The sequence below is a fragment of the Bradyrhizobium sp. HKCCYLS20291 genome (assembly GCF_051167715.1).
GTDB lineage: Bacteria > Pseudomonadota > Alphaproteobacteria > Rhizobiales > Xanthobacteraceae > Bradyrhizobium.
On the sequence record NZ_JBNPTO010000016.1, the window covers coordinates 38,877 to 52,374 of the forward strand.

The window sequence follows — 13,498 nt, forward strand, 5'->3', positions numbered from 1 at the left end:
CCCGCTAAGACACGCCTCGAGACCATCACCCGCCAATGAAACGATCTAAAATTTCGTGGCGGGCGATTGTTTTGTAACATTGAACCGCAGAAACGTCAATATGGCTGACATAAATTTCTCGTCTCCGACGTTGAGCCCCGATTTGCGCGCGGCCGAGCCCCCTGCGGCCGCCAATGGCGAGCCGCTGCGCTGGGACATCATCGAGCTCTTGTTCTTCGCCTATCGCGATTTCGTCGGTGATGCCGACCACGAACTGGAGGCGTTCGGCTTCGGCCGCGCGCATCATCGCGTGATGCATTTCGTCACACGCTATCCCGGCCTGAAGGTCGCCGATCTCCTGGACGTGCTGCGCATCACCAAGCAGTCGCTCGGCCGCGTGCTGAAGCAGCTGCTCGACGAAGGCTACATCGTGCAGAAGACCGGCAACAACGACCGCCGACAGCGCCTTCTTTTCGCCACGCCCAAGGGCGAGGCGCTGGTGGTGAAGCTGGCCGGGCTGCAGACGCGGCGCATTGACCGCGCGCTGGAGCAGGTCGGACCGGCCGGTGCCGAGAAGGTCCGGCAATTCCTGCGCGCCATGATCGATCGCGACGATCCGGACAAGGTGCTGGAAGCGATCTTCAGGACGCCCGTCGCCGCTGCCAAGGAGTGACCGTGACGATCGCCGCCATCACGCCGCATCATCCGCAGACCCCGGCCGACGACGCGCCGCATCTCCTGCTCGTCGATGACGACCGGCGCATCCGTGATCTGCTGTCGCGCTTCCTGCGCGGCGAAGGCTACCGCGTGACGACGGCGGCCAGCGCGAGCGACGCCCGCGCCAAGCTGACCGGCCTGCACTTCGATCTCCTGATCCTCGACGTGATGATGCCCGGCGAGAGCGGCTTCGATCTCGCCCGCTCCATCCGCACGCAATCCTCGGTGCCGATCGTGATGCTGACGGCGCGTGCCGAGCCGGACAGCCGCATCGAAGGCCTGCAGCTCGGCGCCGACGACTACGTCGCCAAGCCGTTCGAGCCGCGCGAGCTGGCGCTGCGCATCGGCAACATCCTCAAGCGCGCGGCGCCGCCGCCGGCGCAGGAGGTCGTCGAGCAGATCGCGTTCGGCCCGTTCGTTTATCATCTGGCGCGCGGCGAGTTGAAGCAGGGCGAGGAGATCGTCCACCTGACCGACCGCGAGCGCGAGATGCTGCGCATCCTCGCCAACGCCCGCGGCGAGACCGTGCCGCGCGGCGCGCTGACCGGCAACGGCACCGTCAACGAGCGCGCCGTCGACGTCCAGATCAACCGCCTGCGCCGCAAGCTCGAGATCGATCCGGCCAATCCGCTGTTCCTGCAAGCCGTGCGCGGCATCGGCTATCGGCTGATGGTGACGGGGTGAGATGAGCGGGTTGATGACGAGCCGCGAGCACCGCGACAGCACTCTATTAGGTCGCACCAGGCTTAGCGCATATGCTGCGGCACATTCGGTGCACCCTCTCCCCTTGTGGGAGAGGGTGGTTTCGAACGAAGTTCGAAACCGGGTGAGGGGTCTGCCTCCGCGATCTCATCTGCCGAGACAGACCCCTCACCCGGCTCGCATTTCGCTGCGCTCATGCGATCCACCCTCTCCCACAAGGGGAGAGGGTGCACCGAGCAAGCCGCTCGAGCTCTCACACGATAACCGTTATCGGGGACGTGTCTCCTCATGACCACGCTCGACACCGGACTCACCCTGATCCGCACCGCCTCGCGCCGCGTGTCGCGCGTCAACAGCGTGGTCGGCAATGCCTTCAAGGGCTGGATGCCGACCGGGCTTTACGCCCGCGCGCTGCTGATCATGATCGTGCCAATGGTGATCCTGCAGACGGTGGTCGCAGGCGTGTTCATGGAGCGGCACTGGAACACGGTGACGCGGCGCCTGTCCGCCGCTGTCGTGCAGGACGTCGCGGCGCTGATCGACATCTACAAGGGTTATCCGCAGGACAAGGACCGCACCATGCTGCGCCGGATCGCGCAGCAGCGGCTCAACCTCGTCGTCGACTTCCTGCCCGCCGGCGACATGCCCCCGCCGGGGCCGAAGCCGTTCTTCAATCTGCTCGACCAGTCGCTGTCGAGCCAGATCGGCCGCCAGATCAGCCGCCCCTATTGGATCGACACCGTCGGCCGCTCCAACCTGGTCGAGATCCGCATCGCGCTCGATGACGCCGTGATGCGCGTGTTCGCGCAACGCGGCGCGGCCTACGCGTCGAACACCGACATCTTCCTGTTCTGGATGGTCGGCACGTCGTCGATCCTTTTGATCGTCTCGGTGCTGTTCCTGCGCAACCAGATCAAGCCGATCCTGCGGCTCGCGGATGCCGCCGAGAGTTTCGGCAAGGGGCGCGAGGTGCCGAACTTCCGGCCGCGCGGCGCGAGCGAGGTGCGGCGCGCGGCGCACGCCTTCCTGGAGATGAAGGCGCGCATCGAGCGCACGCTCGAGCAGCGCACCGCGATGCTCGCCGGCGTCAGCCACGATCTGCGCACCATCCTGACGCGCTTCAAGCTCGAGCTGGCGCTGTTCGGCGACAGCCCCGAGATCGACGCCATGCGCAAGGACGTCGACGAGATGTCGCACATGCTGGAGGACTATCTGGCGTTTGCGCGCGGCGACAATGGCGAGATTGCGCAGCCGACCGACATCTCCAACGCGCTCGAGGAGTTGCGCAGCGACGCCGAGCGCAACGGCCATTCCGCCACGGTGTCGTTCCATGGCCTGCCGGTGGTCACCGTCAAGCCGCAGGCGCTGAAGCGCTGCCTCGGCAACCTCGTCTCCAACGCCGCGCGCCATGCCGATGCGATCGCCATCACAGGCCATCGCGACCATCGCTATCTCACCATCACCGTCGACGATGACGGCCCGGGCATTCCCGCCGACATGCGCGAGGAGGTGTTCAAGCCGTTCCTGCGCCTCGACGACGCGCGCAACCAGGACGAAGGCGGCACCGGCCTCGGCCTTGCCATCGCCCGCGACATCGCCCGCTCGCACGGCGGCGACATCACGCTCGGCGACAGCCCGATGGGCGGCCTGCGCGCAAGCGTGCGGATTCCGGTATAGTCGACCGTTTTCATAGTCTTGGTGCAGGGGGATATGGACATGTAGATCCCGCTGTCATCGTCCGCGCAGGCGGACGATCCAGTACGCCGTGGCGTTTCGGTCGATAATTTCTGCCTCCGAATACTGGATGCTCCGCCTTCGCGGAGCATGACCGCGATGGAGACTGCGAGAGATCGGCCCAGCATAGGCCAGGCATTCTCAACTCAGCGCGCGCTAGCTCCGGCCGGCTCAGCTCATTCCTGCGCGATGACGGCGTCGAGCCAGGCGCAGTTCAGCGGCGGAACGCGCGGGTCCGGCACGCGGACGCCGCGGGCGGCGGCGGACAGCCGCATGTCGCGCATGCGCTTGCGTGGCTCATCCGGCAAATACAAGCGCTCATGTCCCCACAATGACGGGCCGTCGAACGTTTCGTGCGGCTGCCAGGTCGCGGGATCGATCACCCGGCCGCCCCAGCCATATTCGATGAAGAAGCCGGAGGGCGTGTTGACGTAGAACGAGGTCATGTGGTCGTTGGTGTGACGGCCCAGCGTGTAGGCCACGCGTCCGTCGTCGAGCTGCGCCAGGTCGTAGCCCTGGCCGACGTCGTCGAGGCTGCCGAGCTCCACCATGAAATGATGCAGCGTGCGGCGGCCGGAGCCGACCATCGCGAAGCTATGATGGCGGCCGTTGACGTGGAAGAAATACAGCTTGTACGGCGTCAGGCCGAAGTCGGACACCTGGAAGCCGAGCAGGTCGCGATAGAACGCCAGCAGCGGCTCGACCTCCTCGACGTTGAGCACGACATGTCCCATGCCGAGCGGTCCGGTGCGAAAGCCCGAGATCGGCCGTCCCGGCCTGAACGGATCGGAGGCGACGGCCGCGCCCCAGAACACCTCGATGGTGTGGCCGGCCGGATCCTGAAACGAGATCAGCTCGGTGACATGACGCTCGTCGGCCAGCGCCTGCGAACCGCTGATAACCTTCACGCCATTGTTCTCGAGCCGGCCCGCGAGGCGCGCGAGCGCGGCGGCATCGCCGACCTCCCAGCCCATGACGGCGAGCCCGTCATCACCGCTGCCGTCGACGATCAGCCGCTGCTTGCGGTCGTCCATGCGATAGGCCTGCATCCCGGCGGCGCGATCGATGCGCTGCATTCCCAGCAGCTCGGTCGCCATCCGTCCCCACTGCTCCGCCTGCGACGACTTGATGCCGATGTAGCCGAGCGCCGTGATTTCCATGGTGTGTTCTCCCGAAAGGCGCGGGCCGAATTTGGTATCAGCTCCGCGCGGTCCTGCAGTAGACTGCCGCCCCTGCATCCGGCTCGCGTTCTCAAGACGGTATCGGCGGACGCAAACGAAGAACAGGGAGGATTTTCCAGGTGTCCAAGCAACGGACGCGAGCTCCGCAAGCCCGTCCTGCGGAGGGTGTCCGCGCCTTCAAGCGGGGCCTCGACGTGCTGCGCGCGGTCAACCGGTCCGGCGGCATTCGCGCCGGCGACGTCGCCCGCCAGCTCGATCTGCCGCGGCCCACGGTCTATCGCCTGCTCGAGACCCTGGAGGAACTCGGCTATGTCGCGCGCAGCGCCAGCGATGACCGCTTCCGGGTGACGCGCCACGCCTTGAGCCTCGGCGACGGCTATGATCCCGGCATCGTCATCTGCCAGGCCGCCGCCTCCTATCTCGCGGAGCTGAGCCGCACCCTGGTCTGGCCGGTCGATCTGTCGACCTATGAGAACGGCGCGATGGTCATCCAGGAGACCACGCATGCGCGCAGCCCGCTCTCGATCGATCGCAGCATGATCGGCAAGCGCCTGCCGATGCTGCGAACCTCGGCCGGCCGCGCCTATCTGGCGGCCTGCTCGCCAGCGGAGCGGGACCTCATCATCAACCACCTGCGACGCATCGAGGATGCCGAGGACGTTCCTTTCCTGGCGCCCGAGCGGTTGCAACGCATGATGATTGAAACGGCTCAGCGCGGCTACGCGATCCGCGACGAGGGCGAATTCAATCCGAAGACGTCGTCGATCGCGGTGCCGATCGTGCGCGACGACATCGTGTTCGGCTGCATCTCGATCATCTGGATCCGCTCCGCCATGACCCTGGAGGAGGCGGTTGCCCAGTATGCTGCGCCGTTGCGCGACACCGCAGCCGCCATTCCCGTCCACGCCTGAGCGTCCGCAGGGCGGACAGTTCGCGACCGCTCCTTGAAGGTGCGAGGCGGTTGCGGATCAGATGCGGCCATGAGCAACACGGCCGCACACTCCCAGAACTTCGACGTCGTCATCGTCGGTCGCGGCCCCGTCGGCTCGACGCTCGCCAATCTGCTCGGCCTCTGCGGCATCAGCACGCTGATCCTGGAGCGCGAGGCCAAAACCTATCATCTGCCGCGCGCGGTGCATTTCGACGACGAGTGCATGCGCGTGTTCCAGACCATCGGCCTCGCCGAGGCCATCCTGCCCCACCTCACTTTGAGTCCGGGCATGCGCTTCGTCGATGCCGAGGGCCGGTTGCTGCTGGACTGGCCGCGTACGCGCGAGCCGACGGCGATGGGCTGGAATCTGAGCTACCGCTTTCACCAGCCGGATCTCGAAGCCGTGCTCAACAATGGGCTCGAGCGCTGGCCTCATGTCGAGCTGCGCACGCGCTGCGATGTCTTCGCGCTGGAGCAGGACCAGGACGGCGCCCGCGTGCGCTATGAGGACCTCGCCACCGGCCGGCTCGTCGACATCTCCTGCGCCTATGTCGTCGGCTGCGATGGTGCACGCTCGCTGGTGCGCCGCTTCATCGGCTCCGGGCTGGACGATCTCGGCTTTCACGAGCGCTGGCTGGTCTGCGACGTGCTGCTCAGCGCGGACCGGCCTGATCTCGGCGATTTCAGCGTCCAGCACTGCAATCCGCAGCGTCCCGCGACCTACATTCGCGGCACCGGCAACCGCCGGCGCTGGGAGATCACCGTTCGTCCCGACGAGGACGCGGTCGAGATCACCCAGCCGGCGCGCGTATGGGAGCTGCTGTCGCCCTGGCTCCAGCCCGCGGAGGCCGAGATCGAACGCGCCGCCGTCTACACGTTCCACTCCGCGGTCGCGCAGCAATGGCGCGGTGGACGACTGCTGCTCGCCGGCGATTCCGCGCATCAGACTCCGCCGTTCCTCGGCCAGGGCATGTGTGCCGGCATTCGCGACGCAGCCAACCTCGCGTGGAAACTCGCCTATGTGATGGCCGGCAAGGCAACGCCCGATCTTCTCGACAGCTATCAAAGCGAGCGCGCCCCGCATGTGCGCGAGTTCATCGAAATCGCGATCCGGCTCGGCGGTCTCATCAACACCAAGGCGGTCGCGGCGGCGCTCGCGACCGGCACGGCCCAGGGCGACGGCCAGCTCAAGCTCGACGTGCAGAAGCCGCTGCTCGGCCCCGGCCCGGCCTGCGGCGATCGCAGCCTGACGGGAAAGCTGGCGCCGCAATTCCGCAGCCGTGATCACGGCCGCAGCGACGACCGCGTCGGCTATCGCTTTACGCTGTTGTGCCGGTCGGGACGCGGCGCCGCAGTGATCGAGCAGCATCATGCCGACCTGTCGGCCGCCGACGTCGCGATCATCTGCGGCGAGGAAGCTTGCGGCCTCGATGCCTGGCTCGATCAGCACGGCTTCGACGCCGTGCTGATGCGTCCTGACCGATACATCATGGGTGCTGTCCGCACCGGCGAAGATCCCGCGACGCTGTTGCCCGGCCTCGCCTGCCTTGCACCGCCGCCGCGCGCGGCCTGATCGTTACCGTTTGTCTTGAGAGGGTTCACGTATGAAGCTGGTTTCCTTTGTGATGGATGGCCGCGCCGGATACGGCGCGGTAAAGGGCGACGGTGTCGTCGACCTCGGCCGGCGGCTGCCGTCGAAGAGCCTGCGCGCGCTGCTGGAAGCGGGTGCGCTCGGCGACGCCGCCAAGCTTCTCGCCGCTGAACAGGCCGATTATCCACTCAGTGCGATCACCTTCGCGCCCGTCATTGCCGATCCCGGCAAGATCATCTGCGTCGGCCTGAACTATCGCGACCACGTCGCCGAGACCGGACGGACCGTCACCGAGAAGCCTGCGCTGTTCGCGCGCTTTCCGACGAGCCACGTGGGACATCTGCAGCCGATCGTTCGGCCCGATGTCTCCGATCATTTCGACTACGAAGGCGAGCTTGCGCTCGTGATCGGCAAGGCCGGCCGGCATGTCCGGCGCGAGGATGCGCTCACGCACATCGCCGGCTATTCCTGCTACAATGAAGGCAGCATCCGCGATTGGCAGCGCCATACGTCGCAATTCCTGTCGGGCAAGACCTTCGACAAGTCCGGCGCCTTCGGCCCCTGGCTGGTCACCGCCGATGAAATTCCCGATCCCTCCGAGCTGACGCTGCAGACCCGCCTCAATGGCGAGACCGTGCAACAGACCACCACGGATCTGCTCATCACCGACGTGCCTGATCTCATCGTCTACTGCTCGACGATCATGACCTTGCTGCCGGGCGACGTGATCGTCACGGGCACACCGGGAGGCGTCGGCTTCAAGCGCACCCCGCCGCTGTTCATGAAGCCGGGCGATACGGTCGAGGTCGAGATCTCCGGCATCGGCGTGCTGCGCAATTCCGTGATGGCCGAAGCGGCAGCCTGACGTCTTCGCCTCGCGGACAACCGCTGGGCGTACCAACCAAACACGACATAACAAACAAGATCATTGAATCCGGGGAGGATCATCATGTCGCGCCGTCTCACATCCGGCATCGCCGCGCTGTTGCTGCTTGCAGGCTCATCCGCGCAGGCGGACATCAAAGGGCAAGCCATACGCATCGGTGTGCTCACCGACATGACCGGCATCTTCGCAACCGCGATGGGCCCCGGCTCGGTGGAAGCAGCACGGATGGCCGCGGACGAATTCGGCGGCAAGATCAACGGCAGGCCGATCGAGATCCTGCAGGCCGACCATCAGAACAAGCCGGATATCGCGGTGTCGCTCGCCCGGCGCTGGTTCGAGCAGGACGGCGTGCAGGCGATCGCCGACGGCGGCAGTTCCGGCGCGGCGCTCGGCGTGCAGGAGCTGGTGCGCGCCAACAAGAAGGTCTTCCTGATCTCGGGGGCCGGCGCCAACCAGCTGACCGAGGAAGCGTGCGCGCCGACCTCGGTGCAATGGACGCACGACGCCTATTCGACCGCGACCGCTGTCGTCTCAGGCATCATGCAGACCAGCAAGGAGCCGTGGTTCTTCATCACCGGCGACTACGCGTTCGGCCATTCGGTCGAGGCGACCGCGCGCGCCCGCATCGCCGAGCTCGGCGGCACGGTCGCCGGCAGCGTCAAGGCGCAGCTCGGCACGCCGGACTACGGCTCGTTCCTGCTGCAGGCGCAGGCCTCCGGCGCCAAGATCCTGGCGCTCAACGTCGCCGGCGACAACGCCACCGCGATCAAGCAGGCGGAGGAGTTCGGGCTGGCGGCGCAGGGCATGAAGATCGTGCCGATGTCGTTCCAGAACGTCGACATCGAAGCCATCGGCCTCAAGGCGACGCAGGGCGATCTCATCGTCACCAGCTTCTTCGAGGATGCCTCGCCCGCCGCGCGACGCTTCTCCGATGCCTTCTACGCGCGCCGCAAGGCGATGCCGTCACAGATCCAGGCCGGCGTCTATTCGGCCGTGCGGCACTATCTGCAGGCGGTGAAGGATGCCGACAGCGATGACGGCGCAACGGTGATGGCGAAGATGAAGGCCACGCCGGTCTCGGACGCCTATGCGGAGCACGGCCAGATCCGCGACGACCAGCGCATGGTGCACGACCTCTATCTGGTCCAGGTCAAGACACCGGCCGAATCGAAGGCGCCGTGGGACTTCGTCAAGCTGGTGACGAAGATCGCGCCCGATCAGGCGTTTCGTCCGCTCGACCGCAGCAAGTGCAGCCTGATCGGCAAGTGAGCACTTGAGCGAGCCAGCATGATTCCGGACTATCAGCGCGCGGTCATCATCACCGCCCCGGGCGGACCGGAGGTTCTGTCGGAGCGTCAGGACTGGCCGGTCCCGCGGCTTGGCCCCGATGACGTGCTGATCGAGGTCGCGGCCGCTGGCATCAACCGTCACGACTGCAACCAGCGCGCCGCCGGTCCGTCGCGGGAGCCCAATCCCGTCCCGGGATTGGAAGCCGCTGGACGCATCGTTGCCTGCGGCGCCAACGTCGCCCCGGAACGACTGGGGAAGGCGGTCATCGCGCTGACCGATGGCGGCTCCTACGCGCAATACGTCGCCACCGATCAGCATCTTGCTCTGGATCTGCCGGACGACCTCGACTGGATCGAGGGCGCCGCGCTGCCTGAGGCGCTGTTCACGACCTGGTTCAACTTCTTCGAGCTGATGCGCATGGCGCCCGGCGAGACGGCTCTGATTCATGGTGGCAGCAGCGGCGTCGGCACGATCGCGATCCAACTCCTGCGCGCGCTGGGTCATCCGGTCTTTGCCACGGCCGGCACCGCGGAGAAGCGCGCCGCAGCGCTCGGGCTCGGCTGCAACGCCGTGTTCGACTATGCCGCTCCGGATCTCGCCGCGCAGATCCGCGCCGCGACAGGGACGCGCGGCGTCGACTGCATCCTCGACACCTCCGCAGGCGCTCACATCGTACAGGACCTTGCGGCGCTGGCCATGGGCGGACGGATCGCCCATCTCTCGGCAGGACAGGGCAAGGAACTGGCGGTGCCGCTGCGCAGCCTGATGGCGCGCCGCGCCAGCATCACCGGCGCGTTGTTGCGTTCGACGCCGCTCGACCTCAAGCGGCGGATCGCAGCCGACCTGAAGCAGCGCATCGCACCCCTGCTCGGGACAGCGATTCGGCCGCCAATCGACAGCACCTATCGCCCGTCCGAGGCAGCCGGCGCGCACGAACGCATGGAGACGAACCGACACATCGGGAAGATCGTGCTTCGCGTCCGCGAATGAGCGCCAACCGGCGGCTCTGCGGCCGCCGCGCGCGACGACCGCCGGCCTATTGCTTCACGCCCGGGATCAGGTTCTTCAGCTTGGCCATGTCCTTGACGTTCATCTTCATGCCGCCGGGCATGACGATGTCGCCGGGCTTCTGGTCCGCCTTGCAGGCGCCGAGCCACTTGGCCTCGATGGTCATCGCGGTGTCCTTGGTCCCCGCGGCGCCGCCCTGGATCTTCGAGGTCGTCTTGACCGTGTAGGCGGAGTTGAAATCGCCGGTGATGTCGGCATGCGAGGTCGTGCTCATGCCGCCGAAGCTGCAGACGGAATCGCTGACATAGCCGGTCGCCGTCTTCTGGATGTCCTGCTTGGAGCAGACCTGCTGCGCCATCGGCGAGGCCATGTTGTTCATGTCCTTGTCGGTGGTCTCGTCGGTGCAGTGCTGCATGGTCATCTCCGGCAGCTGGCCGCCGGATCTGATCATTTTCAACTCCCACAGCCCCGCCTTGCGCACCGGAAGCTCGAGCGCGGCCGCGCTCGCCGTGACGCCCAGCATGCCGCAACAGAGGAGTCCGAGGACGAGGCGGTGACGTGTCATGATCGTGTTCCGGCTTGATGTCGATCGGCGGACCGATGACGCCGAATCATGGCGTTAGTGTAGTCAGGCCCAAGTCCCGGTTCAGTCCGGTTCAGTACAGCGTCCGCAGCGGTCGCTGCGCCGAGCCATACGGCACCCAGCGGCAGGAGAACGACACGTAGCCGCCATAGCGCGCATCGACGGCGCGGAATTTCGCGACCTTGCCGTAGGAGGCGCAGTGGTCGACCGCCATCTGGCGCGCGTCCGCCGTCTGGGCCAGCGGATAGGCGATGATGCCGCCGGTGTCGTTGCCCTTGAACGGCGGCACCCAGTCGGCCCGGGCCGGCGCGGCGGCCAGCACCGCCAAAGCGGCCGTTAAGCCGGCCATCACACCAGCCATCTTCACGAATCGGGTGTTCGCGATCCCGACCTTCAGCATCCGCATTGGAGTCTCCTTAGCGCTGGCGCCATCCTAAAGGTCCTGTCCCGTCAAGAAAAGAACACCGGCCCCGGGTTAACAGGACTAATCGTGGAGTGTTGCCGCGTTGCACTTGACCTCCTGTGGCCGCCGCGGCACGGTCCACGTTCCCGGATCAGACCTTGCGGACGGCCCATGCGCGACTTCGGCAACCCTATCAAGACGCTCGGCGCTGCTTGCGGCGCGCTGCTCGCGGCTCTCGTCGCCACCGCGCCGGCCCACGCCGCCAACCCGCTGGAAATGAACTTCTGGCTGTCGGGTCCGAAATATGAGGGCCGGGTCGCGCCCTGCGAGGCCGCCGTGCCGACCATCGTGTCGCGCTTCCAGGAGAAGGAGAGCACCTTCTGGAATTCGTCGCTGACGATCACCGGCATCGCCAATGTCCGCGAGATCGCCTTCCGGCCCTGGCAGTCCGACAACATCCCGCGCCGCTACTGCACCGGCAGCGTCATGGTCAGCGACGGCAAGGTCCGCACCGTCAACTACTCCATCATCGAGGATGGCGGCTTCGCCGGCTACGACCAGGGCGTCGAGTTCTGCGTGGTCGGGCTCGACCGCAACTGGGCCTTCAATCCGGCCTGCCGCGCCGCCAAGCCCTGATTCGGCCGTCACACGGCGAATTCCTGATCTTCGGTTATCGGCTGCCTCCGGGCAGCCGTTTTTGTTCTTGTAATGTTCCGGCCGACTGCTAAGTTCCTGGCATTGTCCGGGGAGTTTGCCATGTTCGATTGCCTGCGCCGACCTGCCGCCATTGTCACCGCGATCGCCGGTTTCGCCCTGCTGCTGTGCGCGCCCGCCGGGGCGCAGGACCGCCGCCAGAACGCGCCGGGCGCGTTCGACTTCTATGTCCTGTCTCTGTCCTGGTCGCCGTCCTTCTGCGCCGAGGCCGAGGAGCGCGGTGGTCGCGGCCGGGGCTCGCAGCAATGCAGCGGCCGACCCTATTCCTTCGTCGTGCACGGGCTGTGGCCGCAATATGAAAACGGCTATCCTGAATATTGCGAGCAGCCTTCGCCGCGCCTGCCGCGCAACATCATGACCTCGATGCTCGACCTGATGCCGGCGCCGGGGCTGATCTACAACGAGTGGGACAAGCACGGCACCTGCTCGGGCCTGTCGGCGAAAGCCTATTTCGAGGCCATCCGCAAGGCCCGCGCCGCGGTCAAGATTCCTCCGGAGTTCCTCGATCTGTCGCCGGCCAAGACCGCGTCGCCGGCCGCCATCGAGGAGGCCTTCATTAAGGTCAACCCCAAGCTGACGACATCGGCCATCGCCGTCACCTGCAACCGCACCCGGCTGAGCGAGGTGCGGATCTGCCTGTCCAAGGACCTCGAGTTCCGCAGCTGCGACGAGGTCGATCGCCAGGCCTGCCGGCGCGACGAGATCAACATGCCGCCGGTGCGCGGCGGCTAGCGCCGCGGGCCCGGCGGCCGCCCGCGCGACCGCACGACGGGGTACCCTTTTGTCGCGGAACGGCGTAACCCCTGCGGTATGAACTACCGACACGCCTTTCACGCCGGCGGCTTCGCCGACGTCATCAAGCACATCGTGCTGACGCGCATCCTGGTCTACCTGCAGGACAAGCCGGCGGCGTTTCGCGTCATCGATACGCATGCCGGCGCCGGGCTGTACGATCTGACCGGCGACGAGGCGACCCGCAGCGGCGAGTTTCTCACCGGCATCGCCCGGCTGCTGCAGGCGCGGCTGTCGGACCAGGCCTACGCGCTGATCGCGCCCTATCTCGACATCGTCCGGTCGTTCAACCCGACCGCCGAGCTGGTCGCCTATCCCGGCTCGCCCCTGATCGCGCGGGCGCTGCTGCGGCCGCAGGACCGCATGACCCTGTGCGAGCTCGCCCCGGTGCCGCGCAAACAACTGATCGACGCGCTGCGCCGCGATACGCAGGCCCGCGTCGTCGATCTCGACGGCTGGGTCGCCCTGCCCGCCTTCGTGCCGCCGAACGAGCGGCGCGGCGTGGTGCTGATCGATCCGGCCTTCGAGGCGAAGGACGAGTTCGAGCGGCTCGCCGAGCGGTTCGCTGCCGCCTATGCGAAGTGGCCGACCGGTATCTACGTGCTCTGGTATCCGGCCAAGAGCCGCCGTGCGACCGAGGATCTGGCCGATCGCGTCGCGCATCTCGCCGCTGCAGCGAAGCCGCCGGGCAAGGTGCTGCGGGTCGAGTTCAGCGTCGCCCCCCAGATCGAAGGCGAGGCGCTGACCTCGACCGGGCTCCTGATCGTCAACCCGCCGTGGACATTGCATGATGAGCTCAAGCTCATCCTGCAGGAACTGCAGCGGCCGCTCGGTCAGGGCGGCACTGCACGCTTCAGGCTGGACATCCCCAAAGCTTGAAGCGGGCGCGCATCGAAAAGCCGTAGTCAATCGGCGCGGAACCGTATTATTGTGTCTGACTGTAAGACTGGCTTTACGTTCCGCTTCCGCGAATGGTTGCGGCGGGGT

At 66.6% G+C, this 13,498-nt stretch carries 14 protein-coding genes; 11 read left to right on the forward strand and 3 right to left on the reverse strand.

The window, feature by feature from the left end; all coding sequences use genetic code 11:
- Window positions 1–100 precede the first annotated feature (100 nt).
- The 3 genes from ACQR07_RS28310 to ACQR07_RS28320 all read left to right on the forward strand — a co-directional run bounded on the left by ACQR07_RS28310 (window position 101) and on the right by ACQR07_RS28320 (window position 3,075).
- A complete protein-coding gene (locus ACQR07_RS28310; protein ID WP_434905375.1) occupies window positions 101–652 on the forward strand; it encodes a MarR family winged helix-turn-helix transcriptional regulator in 552 nt (183 codons plus the stop codon).
- Window positions 649–1,380: a response regulator gene (locus tag ACQR07_RS28315; RefSeq protein ID WP_434869406.1), complete on the forward strand. Its 732-nt coding sequence runs from the start codon at window positions 649–651 to the stop codon at window positions 1,378–1,380. Before ACQR07_RS28310 ends, ACQR07_RS28315 begins: the two co-directional genes overlap by 4 nt.
- A 306-nt stretch (window positions 1,381–1,686) precedes the next feature.
- Window positions 1,687–3,075, forward strand: coding sequence for an ATP-binding protein (locus tag ACQR07_RS28320; protein WP_434905376.1), 1,389 nt, complete (start codon window positions 1,687–1,689; stop codon window positions 3,073–3,075).
- A gap of 233 nt (window positions 3,076–3,308) precedes the next feature.
- On the opposite strand, the gene ACQR07_RS28325 is transcribed toward ACQR07_RS28320, so the two are convergent.
- Window positions 3,309–4,292: a VOC family protein gene (locus ACQR07_RS28325; protein WP_434905377.1), complete on the reverse strand. Its 984-nt coding sequence runs from the start codon at window positions 4,290–4,292 to the stop codon at window positions 3,309–3,311.
- Between the two features lie 140 nt (window positions 4,293–4,432).
- Between ACQR07_RS28325 and ACQR07_RS28330 the strand changes: the two genes are divergently transcribed.
- The 5 genes from ACQR07_RS28330 (at window position 4,433) to ACQR07_RS28350 (ending at window position 10,001) form a co-directional block, all read left to right on the forward strand.
- The gene (locus tag ACQR07_RS28330; RefSeq protein WP_434905378.1) at window positions 4,433–5,224 is read left to right on the forward strand and encodes a DNA-binding transcriptional regulator; all 792 of its coding nucleotides are present in this window, start codon (window positions 4,433–4,435) and stop codon (window positions 5,222–5,224) included.
- Between the two features lie 69 nt (window positions 5,225–5,293).
- Window positions 5,294–6,817, forward strand: a complete 1,524-nt coding sequence (locus tag ACQR07_RS28335; protein WP_434905379.1) for a bifunctional 3-(3-hydroxy-phenyl)propionate/3-hydroxycinnamic acid hydroxylase — start codon at window positions 5,294–5,296, stop codon at window positions 6,815–6,817.
- Between the two features lie 31 nt (window positions 6,818–6,848).
- On the forward strand, window positions 6,849–7,700 hold the full coding sequence (locus tag ACQR07_RS28340) for a fumarylacetoacetate hydrolase family protein (RefSeq protein ID WP_434905380.1): 852 nt from the start codon (window positions 6,849–6,851) through the stop codon (window positions 7,698–7,700).
- 84 nt (window positions 7,701–7,784) lie between these two features.
- Entirely contained in the window at window positions 7,785–8,990 is a 1,206-nt protein-coding gene (locus tag ACQR07_RS28345) for an ABC transporter substrate-binding protein (RefSeq protein ID WP_434905381.1), read from the forward strand.
- Window positions 8,991–9,008: 18 nt separating this feature from the next.
- The gene (locus tag ACQR07_RS28350; RefSeq protein WP_434905382.1) at window positions 9,009–10,001 is read left to right on the forward strand and encodes an NAD(P)H-quinone oxidoreductase; all 993 of its coding nucleotides are present in this window, start codon (window positions 9,009–9,011) and stop codon (window positions 9,999–10,001) included.
- Between the two features lie 46 nt (window positions 10,002–10,047).
- Here ACQR07_RS28350 and ACQR07_RS28355 read toward each other — a convergent pair whose 3' ends face one another.
- Complete coding sequence (locus tag ACQR07_RS28355; protein ID WP_434905383.1) at window positions 10,048–10,584, reverse strand: DUF3617 domain-containing protein; 537 nt, start codon at window positions 10,582–10,584, stop codon at window positions 10,048–10,050.
- Window positions 10,585–10,675: 91 nt separating this feature from the next.
- Window positions 10,676–11,008 (reverse strand): hypothetical protein, encoded by a 333-nt coding sequence (locus tag ACQR07_RS28360; protein ID WP_434905384.1) that lies wholly within the window; start codon window positions 11,006–11,008, stop codon window positions 10,676–10,678.
- Window positions 11,009–11,176: 168 nt separating this feature from the next.
- Here ACQR07_RS28360 and ACQR07_RS28365 point away from each other — a divergent pair, with 168 nt between their 5' ends.
- The 3 genes from ACQR07_RS28365 to ACQR07_RS28375 all read left to right on the forward strand — a co-directional run bounded on the left by ACQR07_RS28365 (window position 11,177) and on the right by ACQR07_RS28375 (window position 13,390).
- A complete protein-coding gene (locus ACQR07_RS28365; RefSeq protein WP_434905385.1) occupies window positions 11,177–11,641 on the forward strand; it encodes a hypothetical protein in 465 nt (154 codons plus the stop codon).
- A 120-nt stretch (window positions 11,642–11,761) separates the two neighbouring features.
- Complete coding sequence (locus tag ACQR07_RS28370; RefSeq protein ID WP_434905386.1) at window positions 11,762–12,451, forward strand: ribonuclease T2 family protein; 690 nt, start codon at window positions 11,762–11,764, stop codon at window positions 12,449–12,451.
- Between the two features lie 78 nt (window positions 12,452–12,529).
- Window positions 12,530–13,390, forward strand: a complete 861-nt coding sequence (locus tag ACQR07_RS28375) for a 23S rRNA (adenine(2030)-N(6))-methyltransferase RlmJ (protein WP_434905387.1) — start codon at window positions 12,530–12,532, stop codon at window positions 13,388–13,390.
- Window positions 13,391–13,498 lie beyond the last annotated feature (108 nt).